Annotated in this window: 15 protein-coding genes and 1 pseudogene; 4 read left to right on the forward strand and 12 right to left on the reverse strand. The window is 71.0% G+C overall.

Features of this window, described 5'->3' with window-relative positions; genetic code table 11:
* Window positions 1-20: 20 nt before the first annotated feature.
* The 6 genes from M2283_RS27130 to M2283_RS27155 form a co-directional block, all read right to left on the reverse strand.
* Window positions 21-794: an SDR family NAD(P)-dependent oxidoreductase gene (locus M2283_RS27130; protein WP_280878996.1), complete on the reverse strand. Its 774-nt coding sequence runs from the start codon at window positions 792-794 to the stop codon at window positions 21-23.
* A gap of 72 nt (window positions 795-866) precedes the next feature.
* The gene (locus M2283_RS27135; RefSeq protein WP_280878997.1) at window positions 867-2,930 is read right to left on the reverse strand and encodes an alpha-galactosidase; all 2,064 of its coding nucleotides are present in this window, start codon (window positions 2,928-2,930) and stop codon (window positions 867-869) included.
* Window positions 2,927-3,775: a carbohydrate ABC transporter permease gene (locus M2283_RS27140; RefSeq protein ID WP_280878998.1), complete on the reverse strand. Its 849-nt coding sequence runs from the start codon at window positions 3,773-3,775 to the stop codon at window positions 2,927-2,929. Before M2283_RS27140 ends, M2283_RS27135 begins: the two co-directional genes overlap by 4 nt.
* A complete protein-coding gene (locus tag M2283_RS27145) occupies window positions 3,775-4,710 on the reverse strand; it encodes a carbohydrate ABC transporter permease (protein ID WP_280878999.1) in 936 nt (311 codons plus the stop codon). The genes M2283_RS27140 and M2283_RS27145 overlap by 1 nt, the downstream gene beginning before the upstream one ends.
* 1 nt (window position 4,711) lies before the next feature.
* Window positions 4,712-6,001 carry an ABC transporter substrate-binding protein gene (locus M2283_RS27150; RefSeq protein WP_280879000.1) on the reverse strand — a complete coding sequence of 430 codons (1,290 nt, stop codon included), beginning with the start codon at window positions 5,999-6,001 and terminating at the stop codon, window positions 4,712-4,714.
* 14 nt (window positions 6,002-6,015) lie between these two features.
* Window positions 6,016-8,097 carry a glycoside hydrolase family 27 protein gene (locus tag M2283_RS27155; protein ID WP_280879094.1) on the reverse strand — a complete coding sequence of 694 codons (2,082 nt, stop codon included), beginning with the start codon at window positions 8,095-8,097 and terminating at the stop codon, window positions 6,016-6,018.
* Between the two features lie 392 nt (window positions 8,098-8,489).
* Here M2283_RS27155 and M2283_RS27160 point away from each other — a divergent pair, with 392 nt between their 5' ends.
* Window positions 8,490-12,584 (forward strand): discoidin domain-containing protein, encoded by a 4,095-nt coding sequence (locus M2283_RS27160; protein WP_280879001.1) that lies wholly within the window; start codon window positions 8,490-8,492, stop codon window positions 12,582-12,584.
* A gap of 111 nt (window positions 12,585-12,695) precedes the next feature.
* On the opposite strand, the pseudogene M2283_RS27165 reads toward M2283_RS27160, so the two are convergent.
* Window positions 12,696-13,166, reverse strand: a pseudogene (locus M2283_RS27165) (LuxR C-terminal-related transcriptional regulator); the annotation flags it as partial.
* A 2-nt stretch (window positions 13,167-13,168) separates the two neighbouring features.
* Here M2283_RS27165 and M2283_RS27170 point away from each other — a divergent pair.
* The 3 genes from M2283_RS27170 to M2283_RS27180 all read left to right on the forward strand — a co-directional run bounded on the left by M2283_RS27170 (window position 13,169) and on the right by M2283_RS27180 (window position 15,039).
* Window positions 13,169-13,303: a hypothetical protein gene (locus tag M2283_RS27170; RefSeq protein ID WP_280879096.1), complete on the forward strand. Its 135-nt coding sequence runs from the start codon at window positions 13,169-13,171 to the stop codon at window positions 13,301-13,303.
* 62 nt (window positions 13,304-13,365) lie between these two features.
* On the forward strand, window positions 13,366-13,725 hold the full coding sequence (locus M2283_RS27175) for a DUF779 domain-containing protein (protein ID WP_280879002.1): 360 nt from the start codon (window positions 13,366-13,368) through the stop codon (window positions 13,723-13,725).
* Window positions 13,726-13,800: 75 nt separating this feature from the next.
* The gene (locus tag M2283_RS27180) at window positions 13,801-15,039 is read left to right on the forward strand and encodes a phosphodiester glycosidase family protein (RefSeq protein WP_432423131.1); all 1,239 of its coding nucleotides are present in this window, start codon (window positions 13,801-13,803) and stop codon (window positions 15,037-15,039) included.
* 12 nt (window positions 15,040-15,051) lie between these two features.
* On the opposite strand, the gene M2283_RS27185 is transcribed toward M2283_RS27180, so the two are convergent.
* The 5 genes from M2283_RS27185 to M2283_RS27205 form a co-directional block, all read right to left on the reverse strand.
* Window positions 15,052-15,246, reverse strand: coding sequence for a hypothetical protein (locus M2283_RS27185; RefSeq protein ID WP_280879006.1), 195 nt, complete (start codon window positions 15,244-15,246; stop codon window positions 15,052-15,054).
* A gap of 156 nt (window positions 15,247-15,402) precedes the next feature.
* Window positions 15,403-16,260 carry a phosphatidylinositol-specific phospholipase C/glycerophosphodiester phosphodiesterase family protein gene (locus M2283_RS27190; protein ID WP_280879007.1) on the reverse strand — a complete coding sequence of 286 codons (858 nt, stop codon included), beginning with the start codon at window positions 16,258-16,260 and terminating at the stop codon, window positions 15,403-15,405.
* A gap of 171 nt (window positions 16,261-16,431) precedes the next feature.
* Window positions 16,432-17,505, reverse strand: a complete 1,074-nt coding sequence (locus M2283_RS27195; protein WP_280879008.1) for an acyl-CoA dehydrogenase family protein — start codon at window positions 17,503-17,505, stop codon at window positions 16,432-16,434.
* The gene (locus tag M2283_RS27200; protein WP_280879009.1) at window positions 17,502-18,683 is read right to left on the reverse strand and encodes an acyl-CoA dehydrogenase family protein; all 1,182 of its coding nucleotides are present in this window, start codon (window positions 18,681-18,683) and stop codon (window positions 17,502-17,504) included. The genes M2283_RS27195 and M2283_RS27200 overlap by 4 nt, the downstream gene beginning before the upstream one ends.
* Window positions 18,680-19,672, reverse strand: coding sequence for an NADPH:quinone oxidoreductase family protein (locus tag M2283_RS27205; RefSeq protein ID WP_280879010.1), 993 nt, complete (start codon window positions 19,670-19,672; stop codon window positions 18,680-18,682). Before M2283_RS27205 ends, M2283_RS27200 begins: the two co-directional genes overlap by 4 nt.
* Between the last annotated feature and the right edge of the window lie 48 nt (window positions 19,673-19,720).

Raw genomic sequence — 19,720 nt, forward strand, 5'->3', positions numbered from 1 at the left:
CCGGTTCGCCGGGTGCGCGGTCATGCGGAGGCCTTCACTACGCTCCAGCCGCCGTCCACGACCAGGCTCGTCCCGGTGATGTACGAGGCCTCGTCGGCGGCGAGGAACGCGATGGCCGCGGCCACCTCCTCCGGCGTGCCGAACCGCCGGGCGGCCGTCTCGGCCACGCTCTGCTCGCGTTCCTCCTCGGGCACCCGGTCCCAGGCCCCGGTGAGGATCGGCCCCGGCACGACGGCGTTGACGCGCACCTCGGGCCCGTACTCGACGGCGAGCTGCCCGCACAGGGAGAGCAGGGCGCCCTTGGCGGCGGCGTAGGCGGGGTGCCCGGGGATTCCGCGGTGGGCGTGGACGGACGAGGTCAGCACCACCGCCCCGGCGCGTTCCCGCAGGTCGGGCAGAACCGCCCGGAAGCCGAGGAAGCTGCCGGTCAGGTTGACGTCGAGCTGCCGCTGCCAGGACGGCAGGGTCATCTCGTGGGCGGGCGTGACGTCGACGGTGAAGGCGTTACTGACGAGCACATCGACAGGCCCGAAAGTGTGCGCGACACCAACAACACGCGCCCAGTCCTCCTCGACCGCGACATCGGCGGTCACGAACCGCGCCCGGCCGCCGTCCTTGCCGATCCGCTCCGCCACCGCCTCGCCCCGCTCCTCGGCGACATCGGTGAGCACGACCGCTGCTCCCTCCTCGGCGAGACGTACGGCCGTGGCGGCTCCGATGCCGGAGGCCGCTCCGGTGACCACGGCCGTGCGGCCGGTGAAACGGGCGCCGGGCCGGCGTGCGGACTGGTCCATCGAGGTTCGACTCCTTCGCGTCCTTCGGCGAGCAAGGGCTTGCTGGAAAGGCTTCCTGGAAACATAAGGGGCTCACTCGCGCATCAGCACGACCAGGTCGGCATCGTGATCGCGGCTCCAGGCGAACGGCAGCCCGTAGTGCACCAGATGCGCTCCGCTGTACGTCGTCCCCGTCGCCGTGTCCCGGTAGCGCGCCGTCGGGTCGAGTCCACGCAGCCGGAGCCTGGCCGAACGCCCCGGCACGAGCGGGGCGCCGTCGAGGCGCCCGGTGCTCAGCGCGGCGACGACCGTGCGCTCACCGGCGTCGTACTGCACCCCGCAGCTCGGGTCCTCCGGCGTGCCGAGGAGCCGTGCCTCGCCGTGATGGATCACGTCCCGCACCTCCTTGTACCGGGCGATCCACCGCGCGGCCTCGGCCCGCTGCTCCGGCGTCCAGGCGCGCAGGTCGGCGCCGACGCCCAGCACCCCGCACATGGCGTTGACGAAGCGGAAGGCGAGACTGCGCGGGCGCGGATCGAAGACACCGGGCGCGTCGGTGACCCAGGAGCTCATGACGTGCGGCGCGTGTGCGTGCAGGAAGCCGTACTGGATGGACAGCCGGTCCAGCGGGGCGGTGTTGTCGCTGGGCCAGACCACGTCGGTGCGCGCGATGGTCGCGTGCTCGATCCGCCCGCCACCGCCCGCGCAGCCCTCGACGGTGACGTCGGGGTGGGCGGACCGGAGGTGGTCGAGGACGCGCAGGTACCCGGCGGCATGCTCGGCATCGAGGTCCACGCGACCGGCGCCGGGGCGCCCGCGCTCGGTGGGCGGGCGGTTCATGTCCCACTTGAGGTAGCTGATGTCGTACGTGCCGAGCAGCCGGTCGAGCGTCTCGATCACGAAGTCCTGGACGTCGGTCCGGCCGAGGTCGAGGAGGAACTGGTTGCGGACGAGCCGGCCGGGGCGGCCCTCGATCCGGTAGACCCACTCGGGGTGTTCGGCGTACAGGCGGCTCTTGGGGCTGATGGCCTCGGGCTCGATCCACAGGCCGAAGTCCAGGCCCAACGCCCGTACGTCCGCGACGAATTGGTCGAAGCCCTGTGGGAAGGCCGCCGGGTCCGGCCACCAGTCGCCGAGGCCCCCGGTGTCGTCGGCGCGCCCGGTGAACCAGCCGTCGTCCACGACGAACAACTCGGCGCCGATGTCGGCGGCGGTCTTCGCCAACTCCAGTTGCCCGGCCGCCTCGACGTCGAAGCCGGTGGCCTCCCAGGAGTTGTAGAGCACCTTGCGCGGGCGGTGCAGGCGTTCGCCGGAGAGCCGGCGCTCATAGCGGTGCCAGACGCGGGAGAGTCCGTCCAGGCCCTCCGGACTGAAGGCGCAGGCCAGTCGTGGAGTGGCGAGGGTCTCGCCAGGTGCGAGCAGGGCCACCCCCTCGTGCGGCACCCGGCCTGCCCGCACTCGTACGGAGCCGCCGGGCTCGGCCTCTGCGGTGATGTGCCAGTTGCCGGGCCAGGCGAGGGCGATGCCGTACGCGGCCGGCGACTCACCGTCCTGCACCGCGAGCCAGGGCGCGTACCCGTGTCCAGGCGCGCCCTGGAGGCTGCCGATGGTGAACGTGCCTCGGGGCAGGTCGAGTTGGGTGCGCTGGAACTCCTGCGACCACTGACCCGTGAGGTACGTCAGTCGGGCGACGCCGGAGACGGGGATGTTCACGGCGGCCGAGTCGAGCCGCTCCAGGCGCAGTTCCTCGGTGGCGGTGAACTCGGTCCAGCGAAGGATCACGTCCGTGCCTGGCACGGTCTCGTAGTGGAGGACGGTCCGCAGGCCCAGCAGCTCGTCGTGGAAGGCGAGCCGCAGCGAACCCTCGTCCGCCTCGGCCCCGGCGAACGCCCACCACACGCCCCTGTCTTCCCCGTCCGGACGCGAGGCCACCAGTTCCGATCCGGTGAACGGCCGCAGCCCGTACGGCAGATACTCGGCCGGTGCCGCGTCGGCGGGGGTGATGAAGTGCGTACGCCTCGACCGGTCCAGGGCGGACGGGCCGTCCTCGACGCCGAGCGGTCCCCATGCGTCGAGTTCGGCCCAGGGGCCGTCCGGGGACAGGCGCACGGTGTAGCTGGTGTTGTCCGTGCGCAAGGTCCAGCGCTGGTACGTCACTTCACCGCTCCCAGGTTGAGCCCGGCCACGAAGTGCCGCTGGAAGCGCAGGAACACGGCGACCGTGGGCGCGGCAGCGATGACCGAGCCGGCCGCGATGACGTTCCACATCGACACGTACTGACCCTGAAGTCCGATGAGTGCCGCGGTGATCGGCATCTTGGTGTCGCTGCGCAGCACGGTGATCGCCCAGAGCAGGTCGTTGAAGATCCAGGTGAAGGACAGGGCGCTGAGCGCGGCCAGGGCGGGCCTGGTCAGCGGGAGGATGATCCGCCAGAAGATCTGCCAGGGGCCGGCGCCGTCGACGACCGCCGCCTGCTGGATCTCCACCGGGATCGACCGCATGAATCCGTGCAGGACGAAGACGTAGAAGCCGACGCCGAAGCCGATCTGCACGCCGATGAGCGCGGGCAGGGTGTCGTAGATGCCCATGACCTCGCTCAGCTTGGACACCGGGATGAGCAGGATCTGCGGTGGGAGCAGGTTGCCGCCGAGCATGAGGAGCAACAGGGAGCGGCGGAAGGGGAGTTCGTAGCGGCTGAGAGCGAACGCGGCCATGGCGGCGAGGGCCAGCGTGATCAGGACGCAGGGGATGGTGACGACCAGGCTGTTGATGAGGGCGCGCTGCTGGCCGCCGTCGACCCAGGCCTGACGGAAGTTGCCGAGGGTGAAGGAGTGCGGCCAACTGCCCAGGCCGTGGGCGGCGATGTCGTCGAAGGAGCGCAGGCTGGTCACCAGGACCAGGGCGATGGGCAGCAGCCACAGGATCGCCAACGCCCCGGCGCCCAGGTGGAATCCGGCGGTCGCGGCCCGCCTGCGGCGCAGGGCCGTGGAGTTGGCGGACATCAGTCGGCCTCCCGGAACGCGCGGACGAGATAGGAACAGATGACGCCGAAGGCCAGCACGAAGATGACGACGGCGAGTGCGGAGCCGTAGCCGAGGCGCAGGGACTGGAAGGCGGTCGAGTACATGTAGGTGCTCAGCAGCTCGGACGAGTGGTAGGGGCCGCCGCGGGTCAGCGACCACACGACGTCGAAGGAGCGCAGCGAGTCGATGACGATGACCGACAGAACGACCGCGTTGACGCTGCGCAGTTGGGGCAGGGTGATGTGCCGGAGACGCTGCCAGGCGGTCGCGCCGTCGACCTTGGCGGCCTCGTACAGGGCCGGGTCGATGCCCTTGAGGCCGGCCAGGTAGAGGACCATGACGTAGCCGATCTGACGCCACAGCGCGGGCACGATCACCGCGTACAGGGCGGTGTCCTGGTCGGCGAGCCAGGCGTGGCGCAGGCTGCCGAGGCCCACCGACTGCAGGAGTTGGTTGAGGACGCCGTCGGGCTGGTAGATCGCCTGCCAGACCAGGGCGGTGGCGACCAGGGAGAAGACGACCGGCAGGAACAGGGCCGCGCGGTAGAAGCCGACGCCGCGCCGCTCCTGCTGGAGCAGCAGGGCGGCGGCGAGGCCGAGCAGGGCGGACAGGCCGCCGAAGAGGACGAGCCACAGGACGGTGTGGCCGGTGGCGCTGCGGAAGACCTCGTCGTGGGCCATCTCCTGGAAGTTGTCCAGGCCTACGAAGCGCGGTGCGGAGACGCCGTCCCAGTCGGTGAGGGCGAGGTAGAAGCCCTGGAGGGCGGGCCAGAACACCCACACCGCTTCGGCGAGGAGCGGGATCAGGACGAAGACGAGCACCAGCGGGGGCGTGCGCCGGGGGCCCCGGGCCCGCTTGCCCTTGGCGGGCGTGCGGGCCGGGGACTTCCGTTCGGGGGCGGTCAGGACAGCCATGTCAGGCGTTCCAGATCTTCTCGGCGTCGCGCTGCCAGTCGGTGAGGATGCTGCCGATCGACTTGGGCTTGGCCAGGAACTTCGTCAACGCGTTGTCGGCGGTGGGCTGGAGGGCGTCGCTGGAGTCCCGGTTGAAGTACTGGGTGATCTCGGCCGCCTCCTCGATGTGCTTGCGGCCCTTCTTGACCAGGGCGGTGCCCGCGTCCTTCGCGTCGGGGTTGCAGGGCAGGACGGTGCCGGAGGAGCCCTTGATGTAGATCTCCTGGGCCTCGGCGGTGGCGAGGTACTTCATCAGGTCGAGCACCTGGTCGTGGCGGCCGGTGCGGGCGCTGGCGAAGTAGCCGTCGGTGGGCGCCTCTTCGGCGAGCGGGATCTTCTCGTCGATGATCGGGAAGCGGAAGAAGTCGATGTCGTCGAGGGCGTTCTTGGGAGCCGCGTCGGCGAAGAACGTGCCGATGAGCATCATGCCGCTGCGGCCGTTGAGCAGGGTGGTCGTCGCGTCCTGGAAGGGCACGGCGGTGCCGTCCGGGTCGAAGAACGGCAGCACCTCCTGCCAGCGGTCGAAGACCTTGCGCACCTCCGGGTCGTCGAACCGGTGCTTCCCGGCGAGGAGTTCACGGTGGTACTGGGCACCGTTGATCCGGATGTCGAGGTAGTCGAACCAGGCGGAGGCCACCCAGGGGGTGTTGCCGCCGGCGCCGAGTCCGATCGGGGCGACGCCCTTGCTCTTGAGCTTGTCGCACACGTCCAGGAAGTCGTCCCAGCTCTTGGGCTCGCTCACGCCCCACTTGGCGAAGTTGGACTTCCGGTAGAACATGCCCCACCAGTAGTAGGTGGAGGGCACGAAGACCTTCTTGCCTGAGGTCGACGTGCACAGCGAGTCGAGCGCCTTGGAGTAGCGCTTGAGGTCGGGCGAGGACGTCCAGGCCTCGTCGAGGTCGAGCAGCAGGTTCTTCTTGGCGTAGGCGTCCGCCACCGAGCCGGGGTACCAGGTGTACACGTCCGGCGGGTTGGCCGAGGTGAGGTAGGTCGGCAGCTGGGTGCGGAAGGTCTCCGCGGCGACCGTGTTGAGGCTCGCGCGGCCGGAGCCCTCCTTGCCGAAGGCGGCGACGAGATCCTCCATCGCGGCCTTGGCCTGCGGGGCGGAGAGGTTGGACTGGAGGGTCACCGCGCCCTTCGAGGAGCTCTTGCCGGTGGAGGTGGAGGTGACGCAGCCGCTGAGCAGTGCCGCGGTCCCGGCGGCGCCGAGTCCGCCGAGGAACCGGCGTCGGCTGGGCAGTTGGTTGGCCATGATTGATTCCTAATTTATTTGAATTCGGTCCGGTGCAGATAGCCGTCCACTCCGCGGAACACCGCGTCGACGGAGCCGTCGGGCCCCGCGACCACACCCAGCGCGCCGTCGAAGGCGGCGCTCGGGAACTCCTGTCGCTTGCTCCAGCCCTGCCAGGCACCGTCGGCGTACCGCTGCTGCCAGAGCGTGTAGTCCGCGGCCCGCGCGTACAGCACGACCGCGTTCCCGACGGCGACCAGCGTCGGACTGCCGCTGACCGTCCCGCCGATCGAGGACCACGCCGACCACTCCCCCGACGTGTCGCGCGACCGCGTCCACACGTCGTCCGCCGCGGTGCGTACAGCGACATGGACGCGCCCCTGCGCGTCGACGACGGCGGACGGACGCCCGTACGTGGCCCGGTCGTTGGGCGCCCCGAGCGACGTCCACCCGGACTCGGGACCGCGCTGCACGATCAGCCCGTCGGCGCCGCGCGCGACCAGCGTCCAGTGCGCGGGGTCGGTGAAGGCGACGGAGGGCGCGTCGGTCAGCCGGCCGCCGAGGCTCTGCCAGGCGCTCCAGTGCCCGTGGTCGTAGACCCGCCGGTAGGCCCGGGAGTCGGCGCCCCGCACGAAGACGTCGATCCGGCCGCCGGCGGAGGCGTACGCGGCGGGCTGGCCCAGGATCTTCCCCTGCGCGGGGCCACCGAGGTCCCGTGTGCGACCGTTGTCCGTGCGCTGGACGAGCGAGCCGTGCGGCCCCCGGGAGAAGGTGGTCAGTCCGGCGCCGTCGCGCACCACGGCCGGGCTGGCCGTCGTCTTCTCGCCCAGGTTGGTGCCGGGAAGGGCGTCGGCGCCGGTCAGCTTGAGGAACGCGGTGCCGTGGGCGGGGACTTCGGCGGTGTACGACCCCGTGTGCGTGCCCCGGTCGGCTCGCGCCCGCAAGTCCCGTACCTGGACTTGGCCACCCAGCCCGGCGTCCGCGAACCGCACGGTGCGCTGGACGGGTTGGTCGGACCGGTTGAGCAGCACAACCGCACGCCGGCCGTGGCCCTGGAGGACCTTGCTGTACACGTCCCCGACCGAGTCCGAGGCCACACGCACGCCCTGGATGGCGAGGGGGTCCTGGTCGACGGCGATGATCTCCGGGTTGCGGAGGGTCTTCAGCATCGAGTCGGACAGGGTGCGCGGGTCGGAGCCGAGGACGAGCGGCGAGCCCATCTCGGCCCACATCACGAACTGGCTGGTGGACTCCTCCTGCGTGAGCTCGTACGACCCGTCGGTCATCTTGCGCATCGGGATCAGGTAGTCCGGGTCGTTGTAGTGCCCGGGTCCCTGCGCCTCGGGGTGCCAGGCGTTGGCGTCCATGTTGCGCAGCACGTTGGGCCACTGACCTGGGCTCGCGGTGCCCCAGGCGATGTCGGTGCCGGTGCGCCAGGAGTCGGCGGCGGTCGGCGCGTAGACGTACGTGTTGTGCGCGTCCTGCTCGGGGGTGTGCGGCAGGCCCCAGTCGTCGGTGAGCGGGTTGCACAGGTTCAGCAGCATCTTGCGGCCGGACTCGGCGACCGCGTCGCCGAACTCCTTGAAGGCCGGGCCGGGATCGAGCTTCGCGGTGATGCCGCACAGGAAGTCGACCTTGATCGCGTCGACCTTCCAGCCGGCGAACTGCCGCGCGTCCTGGTCGTAGTGCCCGCGGCTGCCGAGGCCGCAGCTCTTGCCGCCGTCGTAGGTGCCGGCGTCGGTGTAGATGCCCGCGCGCAGTCCGCGCTTGTGCAGGTAGGAGACGAGGGCCGGGATGCCGGAGGGGAAGCGCTCCGGGTTGGCCACCAACCGCCCTTGTGCGTCACGGGGGTTGTCGGCCTGCCAGCCGCCGTCCAGCCACACGATGTCGTAGCCGCTGTCGCGCAGACCGCTGCTGACCAGCCGGTCGGCGACCGAGCGCACCTCCTTCTCGGTGGGCGCGCCGAGCCCGTAGTAGGTGTTCCAGCCCATGTAGGGCGTCGGGGCGAGACCGCTGTCGTAGTAGGCGGGTGCGCCCTGGTCGACGGCGCCCTGCGCCGTGCCCGTGGCGGACCGCGCCGTGGATCCCTGCGCCGTCGCCGTGGGTGCCTGTGCCATCGCTGTGGGGGCCGCGGTCGCGGCGAGGACCGTCGCGATCGCGGCGGCCGTGGTGGCTCGGCGCCCGAGTCTGTGGCCTGCGGCCTTGCGGCCTTGCGGGTGTGAGGTCACGTGCCTCTCCGGGTGGTTGGGATGCGGAAGGCGTGACACGGGCCGGCCCCAGGACGGCGGCCTCGGCGTCACGGCGACGACTGTGGCGCGCGGCCGAAACCTTGTCAATATTAATTACTAATTTATTCAGAGAGGCCTCGGACGCCTGCCGGAAACCTTGACAGCCCCACACCGCGGGTGCAGTGTTTGGCAACGTTGTCAGAGCCGCCCTGGCAACGTTGTCAGCAGGCTGCCCCAGAGCTCGCCCGCGCCCTGAACTTCCCTGATCGGAGCCGCATTTCATGTCGGATCAGCCGTCCAGACCCTCGCGCCGCACCGTCCTCTCCACCGGCTCCGCCCTGCTGGCCGGCTTCGGCCTCGGTATGGCCCCGACCGCCGACGCCTTCGCGACCGGATCCGGACAGCCGAGCCGGCCCGTGACACCGGGCGAGCTGGCCGGATATCGGCCCGTCACCGTGTCCTCGACCGACTACGCGCCCACCCCCGCGGAGTTCGCGGTGGACAAGGTGGCCGCCACCGGCGTGCGCGGCACGGGCTGGCGTGCGGCGGCCGGCGATCCCCAGTGGATCTCGGTCGACCTCCAGGCCCTGTGCGAGGTCGACTCGATCCACCTCACCTCCGAGGCGACCGCGGACGACCCGCCGTTCACCGAATCGACCAGCGGCAGTCCGCGCAACGACACGACGGGCCAGGAGATCCTGTCCAGTTGCGCGGTCGACTACGTCGTGGAGACCTCACGGGACAACAAGAGTTGGACGAGCGTGTACCGCACGGACTCCGGCAAGGGCGGGGTCGTAGAGATCGCCCTTGCCAAGCCGGTCACCGCCCGCTGGGTGCGGATGACGGTGCGCAAGCGCTCCAACGCGAACCCGCTCGGCCTCAACGGCCTTCAGGTGTACGGCACTTGCCGCACCGCCCGCCCCGGGGCCACCGGCTGGACCGACTGGGGCACCCACCACCGCACTCCCCCGGCCCTGAAGGTCGCCGAGGACGGCACCGTCCCGCTGGAGTCCGGCTGGGACCTGACCATGGACGACTGGGCCGCAGGAGACGGCACCGCCCTGTCCAAGCCCTCGGCGGACACGAGCCGTTGGCTGCCGGCCACCGTCCCCGGCACCGTCCTGACCTCACTCGTCGACCAGGGCCACCTGCCCGACCCGGTCGCCGGCTTCAACAACCTCCATGCCCCGGAGGCCCTTTCGCGCCACTCCTGGTGGTACCGGCGCGAGTTCCGCCTCCCCAAGGGCCTGCGCACCGGCGCCGGACGCCATGTCTGGCTGGAGTTCGACGGGGTCAACCACAACGCGGAGGTCTGGCTCAACGGCAGCTCCGTCGGCGAGGTCGGCTTCCCCTTCGCCCGCGCCGCCTTCGACGTCACCAAGCTCCTGGCGGACAACACGGATGACAAGGGCGGCTCCGCACACGCCCTCGCCGTGCGGATTACGCCGATACCCTTCCCTGGCAGCCCGGGCGACAAGGGCTCGGCGGGCCTCGCGTTCGTCGACGCCGGCGCGAACATGATGAACCGCAACTCACCGACGTATCTGGCCTCTTCGGGCTGGGACTGGATGCCCGCGGTGCGCGACCGGGCGGCCGGTATCTGGAACCACGTCCGGCTGCGCTCCACCGGCGCCGCGGTCCTCGGCGACCCGCGTGTGGAGACCCGGCTGCCCGACCTCCCGGACACGGGCACCGCCGAGCTGACGATCACTGTGCCGGTGCAGAACGCGGACACCGCCGACCGGAGCGTCACCGTCTCCGCCGCCTTCGAGGGCGTACGCCTCACCAAGACGGTCACGATCGCCGGCGGCGAGACGGCCGATGTGACCTTCTCCCCCGCCGACCACGCCCAACTCCGCCTCCGCAACCCGGCGTTGTGGTGGCCCAACGGCTACGGCGAGCCGAACCTGCACCGGCTCACCCTCACCGCCACCGTCGGCGACGCGGAGAGCGACCGGCGCACCACGCGCTTCGGGATCCGCCAGTTCGGCTACGAGTACGAGGTGCCGCTGACGTTCCAGACCGGCGGCGACTCGTACGCGCAGACGGTGAACTTCACCCGTCGGAAGGCGCGGTACGTGCGCATCATGTGCCGTACCAGGGCGACGAGTTGGGGCTCCTCGATGTGGGCCCTGTCGGTCGTGGACAGCATGGCCCAGGACACCGATCTCGCGCTCGGCAGGACGGCCACGGCCTCCACCGTCGACGACCCGGCCAACCAGCCCGGCAACGCGACCGACGGTGACGCGGGCACCCGCTGGTCCTCGGCCTTCGAGGACGACCAGTGGATCCGCGTCGACCTCGGCTCCTCGGTCTCCCTCGACCGGGTCGTCGTCACCTGGGAGCAGGCGTACGCGAAGACGTACACCGTCCAGGTCTCCGACGACGGCGACACCTGGACGGACGCGGCCTCGGTCGACAACACGGCGGTGCCGCTGCCGTTCCGCGCCGGTGGTGCGGCGAGCCTGCAGACCGTGGACTTCGAGGCGCGGACGGCACAGTATCTGCGGGTCTACTGCCGTACTCGGGCGACCAGTTGGGGCTCCTCGATGTGGAGCCTGTCGGTCCTGGACAGCACGGCGCCGGACACCGACCTGGCCCTGCACAGGACGGCGACCGCGTCCTCGACCGACGGCTCGGGCACCGGGGCGGGCAACGCCACCGACGGGGACCCGGGCACCCGCTGGTCCTCGGCCTACGAGGACGACCAGTGGATCCGCGTCGACCTCGGCTCCTCCGTGCCCTTCGACAAGGTCGTCATCACCTGGGAAGCGGCCTACGCCAAGACGTACACGATCCAGGTCTCCGACGACGGCGACAACTGGACCGACGTGAAGACCGTCGACAACAACACCGTGCCGCTGAAGATCAGCGTCAACGGCACCCGGGTCTTCTGCCGGGGCGGCAACTGGGGCTGGGACGAGCTGCTGCGCCGCATGCCGGCGGCCCGCATGGACGCGGCGGTGCGGATGCACCGGGACATGAACTTCACGATGATCCGCAACTGGGTCGGCAGCAGCAACCGCGAGGAGTTCTACGCCAGTTGCGACGAGCACGGGCTGCTGGTGTGGAACGACTTCCCCAACGCGTGGGCGATGGACCCGCCGAACCACAAGGCGTTCCTGGACACCGCGCGGGACACCGTGCGCCGGTACCGGATCCACCCGAGCGTCGTGGTGTGGTGCGGCGCCAACGAGGGCAACCCGCCGGGACCGGTCGACGACGGCATGCGGGCGGCGGTGCGCGCCGAAGCACCCGACGTGCTCTACCAGAACAACTCGGCGGGCGGGATCGTCACCGGCGGCGGCCCCTACGGCTGGGTCGAGCCCGAGCGCTACTCCTCCGCCACCACCTACGGCAGCGGCAGCTTCGGCTTCCACACCGAGATCGGCATGCCGGTCGTGTCGACGGCCGAGACGCTGCGGAACCTCGTCGGCGACGAACCCGAGTGGCCGATCGGCGGCGCCTGGTACTACCACGACTGGAGCACCCGCGGGAATCAGGCGCCGCAGAACTACCGGGCCGCCATCGAGTCCCGACTCGACACCGCGACCGGCCTGGAGGACTTCTCCCGCAAGGCGCAGTTCGTCAACTACGAGAACCACCGCGCCATGTTCGAGGCCTGGAACGCCAACCTGTGGGAGGACGCCAGCGGGTTGATGCTGTGGATGTCCCACCCCGCCTGGTACAGCACGGTGTGGCAGACGTACGACTACGACTTCGACGTCAACGGCGCCTACTACGGCTCCCGCAAGGCCAGCGAGCCCGTCCACGTCCAGGCGGACCCGACGGACGGCAAGGTGATCGCGGTCAACCACACGCCCCGCGCGATCAAAGGCGCCACGGTCTCCGCACGCTGCTATGACCTGACGGGACGTCAACTCGGCGCGGAGCAGCGCAAGAAGGTCGACATCGCGTCCTCGGCGACGACGAGCGCGTTCACCGTTGGCCGGGACGGACTGCCGGACTTCCACCTCCTGCGGGTGCGCCTCACGGACGCCCGCGGCGAGTTGCTGTCCGAGAACACGTACTGGCGCTACAAGGCCCCGCAGAACATGCGGGCGCTGAACTCCGCGGCGCGGACCCGGGTGTCCGTCGACATCACCGACACGGACCACTCGGGCTCACGCCACGGGCTCACGGCACGGCTGCGCAACCGTGGTTCGTCGGTCGCGGCGATGGTGCGGGTCTCACTCCTCGACGCGAAGTCGGGCCACCGGGTGCTGCCCACCCTCTACAGCGACAACTACCTGTGGCTGCTGCCGGGTGAGTCCAGGTCCCTCACCCTCTCCTGGCCGGCCGAAGCGCCGGGCGGGTCTCGGCCGAAGCTGCGGGTCGAGGGATACAACGTTCCTACGGCCACGGCCCGGCCGTAGGACAGGACCCGGCCCTAGGTCAGGGCGGTCGGGGCATAGCAGTCGGGGGCCCAGCACTTCCGCTGGGCCCCCGGCTGCACCCTGCTGCACGGCTCCGGACGGAGAACGCCGTCAGAGACTCGACCGCGGGCTGACCAGTCCCGTCTCGTACGCCACCACCACCGCCTGGGCCCGGTCGCGCAGGGAGAGTTTGGTGAGGATGCGGGAGACGTGGGTTTTGACGGTGGTCTCGGACAGGTGGAGGCGGGCGGCGAGTTCGGCGTTGCTGAGGCCCTCAGCGAGCAGCCGCAGCACGTCGAATTCGCGAGGGGTCAGGGCCGCCAGGTCGCGGTGCAGGGAGGCCGATGCGGTGCTGGTGCGGGCGAAGCGTTCGACGAGGCGGCGGGTGATGGTGGGGGCGAGCAGCGCGTCACCGGCCCGTACCGTGCGGACGGCGGCGACGAGTTGCTCGGGGGTGACGTCCTTGAGGAGGAAGCCGCTGGCTCCGGCGGACAGCGCCGCGTACACGTAGTGGTCGAGGTCGAAGGTGGTGAGCATGACCACGCGGGGCGCCTCCGTGGCACCGTCCAGGATGCGTCTGCTCCGTGACCTCCGTCTACGGCGGTCCCGAACTGGTCCTGCTGGCCCTCGCCGGCACGGCCGTCGCCGTCCTGGGCTCGCTGCTGCCGACCGGCTGGGCGGCCCGGATCCGCACGGCGACCGCCCTGCGCGCGGAGTAGGGGCTGCCGTGCGACTGAGCCGTGCAACCCTCTCGCAACCTTGCGTGTGCTGCCCTGGTGGCATGTACGAGGAGACTCCGCGCGTCGAACTCACCCCTGCGGCCGAGGACCTGTTGCGCAAGCTTCACGCCTCGCACGGCCCGCTGATGTTCCACCAGTCCGGCGGCTGCTGCGACGGCAGCGCGCCCATGTGCTACCCCGAGGGCGAGTTCCGCACGGGCGGCTCGGACGTGCTGCTCGCCGAGCTGCACGTCGAGGGGGTGGCGGAGCCGGTGACCTTCTGGATGTCGCGCAGCCAGTACGAGGTGTGGAGCCACACGCGGCTGATCATCGACGTCGTAGCGGGTCGCGGCAGCGGTTTCTCGTTGGAGGCGCCCGAGGGGCTGCGTTTTCTCACTCGTTCTCGCGTAGTCGACGCTTAGGGACCCCACCGGTCACCACCGTCTGATGCACTTCTCCTGAGTCCTGGGACAGTTGACGAGACTTCAGGGGGCATGGTGACGCATCGTCAAAGACGTCGTTCGGCACGCAGATCGGTGCTGGCGTTTCTCACGGCATTCGGCGCGCTGGCCGGTGCGGCCCTGGCGGGGGCGGCACCGGCCAGCGGCGTGCCGAGGGCCCTCGCAGTCGGCTCGGGGGTCACCTACCAGCAGTTCGACATCCAGGGAATGAAGGGGCTGACGCACGCCCACCTGGTGACCGTGGACCTGCGCGACGCCCGTGTGAGGCTCGACCTGCTGTATCCGGGAGCGGTCGCCTCCCGGGCCGCCCTGTCCGCGCTGGCCGACGCCAAGGGTGCGGTCGCGGCCGTGAACGGCGACTTCTTCAACATCACCGAGGCCCAGCACCCGGGCGTCGAGGCCACGTTCTCCACCGTGGGCCCGGCGATCGCGAGCGGCCGCACGCTGAAGGGGGCGGTGCCGAACGGGCAGCGCTTCGGCCCCTCGATGCCGCCGGGCCGCACCACCCAGGACGTCATCGGCGTGGGCGTCGACCGCAGGGCCCGGCTGGACAGCCTCGCCCTGGAAGGCTCGGTCCGCACACCGGAAGGGCGGCTGCCGCTGGGCGGGCTCAACCAGTACGCGCTGCCGGTGGGCTCCGTCGGCGCGTTCACCGCCGACTGGGGCAGTGCCTCCCGGGTGCGCGCCACCTGCGGCACCGACACCAACCGCGCCGCCGCGTGCAGCGCGGACACCTACGAGGTGACGATCCGCGACAACCGGGTCGTGTCGACGGCCGACGCCCCTGGCAAGGGCGCCATCGCGGCCGGGACCACGGTGCTGGTCGGCCGTGAGGCGGGCGCGCAGCAGCTGCGGAAGTTCTTCAAGGGCGAGGCGGTGAAGGTGACGCGGCGGCTGGTGGCGTCGACCTCCGGGATCCCGTACCGCTTCGCGCTCGGCGGTTATCCGGTGCTCATGGGCGGCCAGCCGCTTGCAGGTCTCGACAACGCGGTCGCGGCCGTGCGCACCGCCGTCGGCATCGCGGACGGCGGCCGGAAGCTGCTGCTGTTCGCGCTGGACGGCGCGCCCGCCTACCGCACCGGTCTGACGATCGCCGAAGTGGCCACCACCATGCGGTCGTTGGGCTCGGTGGACGCCTTCAGCCTGGACGGCGGCGGCTCCACGGAACTGGTCGCCCGCGAGCCGGGGGCGAGCGCCGTGTCCGTACGCAACCACCCCTCCGACGGCTCGGAGCGTCCGGTCCCGACCGGCATCGGGGTCTTCACCAAGTCGTGAGCGCGGCGGGCCTCACGGCCGCAGACCGCTGACGATGTCGGCGGTCGCCGTGAGGCCGCTGTGGATGGTGGGCGCCATGCTCGTGCCGGCCAGGAAGAAGCCGAGCAGGGCGCACACCAGGGCGTGCGAGACCTTCAGTCCACCGCTGCGCAGGAAGATCACCGCCAGGATCAGGAGCAGCACCACCACAGAGATGGAAATAGCCATCGTCAACCTCCTCCGCCACGCCCGTTTCGCGGTATTCGGCCGCAAGTGTGGCGTAGTGGAGGGTTCGTCCGGGCGGCTGACCCGCCCCCCGGACGTGTGATGTCCGCGGTGCTGGATTGACGCCCGGCGGTGGGCGTCCGGGTAACCGGTGCCTGCCTACCGGTGGGCGTCCAGGAAGGCCTCCAAGCCCGCCAGGTCGTCGGTGTTGAAGTAGTCGATGCCGGCGTCCAGCAGCTCGGTCCACAGTGCGTCCCGGGCGGGCCCGGCCACCTCGGGGGTGTTCCAGAAGCGCACCTTCTGGCCGCGGCGGTGGGCCTGGCGGATGATGTCGCGCAGCTTCTGTCGCTCCGCCTCGGGGAAGGCGCCCGCGCCGAGCCAGGTGAAGTTGAGCTGCCAGTTGTCACTGATCAGCGGCACGAAGGAGGCGGGCGCCGAGGTGCCGAGGTCGGTGAGTCGACCGTCGTAGAAGGCGCGGCGCACGGTCTGCGCCTCCATGGGGATGCGGGCGGCCCGGTCGCCGGAGATGACGTTGGTGACCGCGCCGGGGTGCACCCGGCCGTGGGCGTAGGTCGTGAACAGGTGCTTGTAGCGCTGGAGATGACGGTCGAGTTCGAGGTACGTCGAGGAGCCCTCGGTCTTGATGTCGATGAGCAGTTGCAGCGGCTTGCGGTAACCCCGGTACACGGAACCGTGGTTGCGCCTCACCAGGGCGGACAGCGGGTCGAGGTAGAGGGACTCCAGGGTGCGCGTCGGGTCCAGGTCGGTCGCGTCGTGCGCGATCAGGAGCTGGTCGCCGACGAGGAAGATGTCGGCCTCGACACTGCCGAAACGGTGGTCGAGGGCGTCGAAGAGGGGGCGCGGGTGGTCGTAGTCGTTGTGGGCGTGGGCGTTCCACAACGGGCGCGGGCGGTGCTTGTCGTCGCCCGCGAACGCGCTGCCCGCGGGCGGGGCGAGCACGGCCGCGGCGGCGGCGCCGAGGGTGGTAAGGGCTCTGCGGCGGGTGAAGTGGGCCATGTTCTGCCTCCCTGTGGGGCGGGTCGGAACCACAGGGAGTATGCGGCGGGACCAGGCTCAATGAACCTGTACATGCCAGGAGTTGGCCGGACTGCCGTCGTCAGTTCACTCCTTCCGCCCAGCCGCACGAAAAAGCCCGCCCCAGGTGGGGCGGGCTTCACCGGGTGAATCTCAGGGGGCCTGGAGGTCGACGAGTTCGGCCAACTCGGCACGGTGGGCGCCGGCCGTGCCGTAGGCGATCGAATCGGCCTTGGCCCGCTTGAGGTAGAGGTGGACCGGGTGCTCCCACGTCATGCCGAGACCGCCGTGCAACTGCACCGCCTCCTCGGCCGCGTGGACCGCGACACGTGCCGCGTAGGCCTGCGCGACGGCGACCGCGACGTCGGTGTCCTCACCGGTGGCGAGGGCGTCGGCTGCATTGCGGGCGGCGGCGCGGAGGTTGACGACCTCCAGCCACAACTGGGCCAGCCGGTGCTTGAGCGCCTGGAAGCCGCCGACGGGCCGGTTGAACTGCTTGCGCTCCTTCAGGTAACGCACGGTCTCGGTCAAGGTCCAGTCGGAGAGCCCGAGTTGCTCGGAGGCGAGCAGCCCGGCACCGGCCCGCAGAGCACGCCGCACGGCCGGTCCGCCGTCACCGACGAGGCGGGCACGCGCCCCGTCGAAGGAGACGGTAGCGAGCGGCCGGGTGAGGTCCAGGGCGACCTGCGGTGTGACGGTGACCTCGGAGGCGTCCACCGCGTACAGCCCACCGTCCTCGCCCGGCACCAGCAGCACATCGGCGACGGCCGCGTCCGCGACCCCGGTCAACTCCCCGTACAGGAACCCGTCTTCGAGTCGTACGGTCTTGAAGGAACCGCCCGGAGCGACGTTCAGGGCGACGGCGAGGGCGCCGATGCGCCGGCCGGAGGCGAGCTCGACGAGGAGGTCGTCGGCGTCGCAGGCGAGCAGGGCCTCGGTGGCGACGACGGCGCTCGTCAGGTAGGGCACGGGGGCGACCGCGCGCCCCAACTCCTCCAGGACCACGGCGACTTCGCGGTGGGTGGCACCCTGGCCGCCCTTGTCCTCGGGCACCAGGAGACCGGCCAGGCCCATGCCGTCGGCGAGAGACTTCCACAGCGACAGGTCGTGCGGGGCGTCCGACTCGGTGCGGGTGATCACGCTCGCCGCGTCGCAGTGGTCGGTGAGCAGGTCGCGGACGGCGGAGCGGAGGGCCTCTTCCTCCTCCGAATAGAGCAGGTCAGTCATCGGGCGAGGTCCTTCCATGCGACGTCCTTGTCGGTGCGCGGCTCGGCGGGCAGGCCCAGGACGCGTTCGGCGACGATGTTCAGCAGGACCTCGCTGGTCCCGCCCTCGATGCTGTTGCCCTTGGAGCGGAGATAGCGGTAGCCGGCGTCCCGGCCGGTGAAGTCCACCAGCTCGGGGCGGCGCATGGTCCAGTCGTCGTACAACAGGCCCTCCTCGCCCCGGAGTTCCACCTCCAGGCCGCTGATCTCCTGGTTGAGGCGGGCGAAGGAGAGCTTCATTCCGGAGCCCTCGTAGCCGGGCTGGCCGGCGACGAGCTGCTGGCGCAGGCGTTCGGCGGTGAGGCGGGCGACCTCGGACTCGACCCAGAGCCCCAGCAGCCGCTGGTGGAGGTCGGGGGTGCGCAGTTCGGGGCGTTCGCGCCAGGTCTTGGAGACCGGGCCGATCATGCCGCCCTCACGGGGCAGTCGCATGCCGCCGATGGCCACGCGCTCGTTGTTCAGCGTGGTCTGCGCGACCCGCCAGCCGTTGCCGACCTCGCCGAGGCGGCGGGAGTCGGGGATGCGGACGTTCGTGAGGAAGACCTCGTTGAACTCGGCCTCGCCGGTGATCTGGCGCAGCGGGCGGACCTCGACACCGGGGTCGGTCATGTCGCAGAGGAAGTACGTGATGCCGGCGTGCTTGGGCACCTCCGGGTCGGTGCGGGCGATGAGGATGGCCCAGCGGGCGAGATGGGCGCTGGACGTCCACACCTTCTGCCCGTTGACGACCCAGTCCTCGCCTTCACGCACGGCACGCGTACCGAGCGCGGCCAGGTCGGACCCGGCACCCGGCTCGCTGAAGAGCTGGCACCAGACCTCCTCCCCCACCCAAAGGGGCCGCAGAAAGCGCTGCTTCTGCTCCTCCGTGCCGTACTGGAGGATCGTCGGCGCGGCCATCCCGAGGCCGATGCCGATGCGCCGCGGGTCGTTGTCGGGAGCACCGGAGTCCGCCAACTCGGCGTCCACGACGGCCTGGAGGGAGCGCGGCACACCGAGTCCGCCGAGGCCCTCGGGGTAGTGCACCCAGGCGAGCCCGGCGTCGAAGCGGGCCTGGAGGAAGTCGAGCCGGTCGGTCGTGGCCGGCGGATACGCGGCCAGCAACTCGGCGGTGCGGCGCTTGAGTTCGGCTGCGTCGGTCATGCGGCGGCTCCGTTCTCCTGGGATCCGGCCTCCAGCGAGGGGACGATGACCACCCGGCCCGTCGTGACACCGTCACCGACCCGCTGCACGGCGTCCGCGGCGCCCGCCATCGGCACCCGCTCGCTCACCAGCGGCTTGATGGCGCCGCGCGCGGCCAGGTCGGTGAGCTGCTCGTGGCAGCGCAGGATCAGCTTCGGGTTCTTGGTGGCGTACAGGCCCCAGTGCAGGCCGAGGATCGAGTAGTTCTTCACGAGGGCGTGGTTGAGCCCCGGGCTGGGGATGACCCCACTGGCGAAACCGACGACCACGATCCGCCCCTCGAAGGCGACGACCTTGGTCGACTGCGTGTAGGCCTCGCCGCCGACCGGGTCGTAGACCACGTCCGCGCCCCGCCCGCCGGTGACCTCCTTGACCCGGGCGACGACGTCCTCGCTCCGCCGGTCGATGACGACGTCACAGCCCAACTCCCGCGCCACAGGCACCTTTTCGGCCCCGCCGACGACCCCGATGACGGTGGCGCCCGCGGCCTTGCCGAGCTGGACGGCGGCGCTGCCGACCCCGCCGGCGGCGGCGTGCACGAGCAGCGTCTCACCGGCCTCCAGGGCGGCCCGGCGGTGCAGGCCGAACCAGCCGGTCTGGTAGCCGATGTGCAGCGCGGCGGCCTCGGCGTCGTCCAGCGAGTCCGGCGCGGGCAGCAGACCGACGGCGTCGGCGACGGCGTACTCGGCGAAACCGCCGTACGGCAGCGCGGGGTTGGCGATCACGCGGCGCCCGTCCTCGGTCTCGCCGCAGATCTCCACGCCCGGCGTGAACGGCAGCGGCGGGCGCACCTGGTACTGGCCCCGCGTCATCAGCACATCGGGGAAGTTGATGTTGGCGGCACGCACCTTCAGCAGCACCTGGCCGTCGCCGGGCGTGGGCGTCTCCATGTCCTGGAGCCGCATCACCTCGCTCGGCTCGCCGTTCTCGTGCACTTGCCATGCCTGCATGCGGTGCCTCCACGCGACTGCCTCGCCCGACGGGGTTCGAAACGCATA

Origin of the sequence: Streptomyces pseudovenezuelae (assembly GCF_029892565.1) — a bacterium.
GTDB classification, from domain to species: domain Bacteria; phylum Actinomycetota; class Actinomycetes; order Streptomycetales; family Streptomycetaceae; genus Streptomyces; species Streptomyces pseudovenezuelae_A.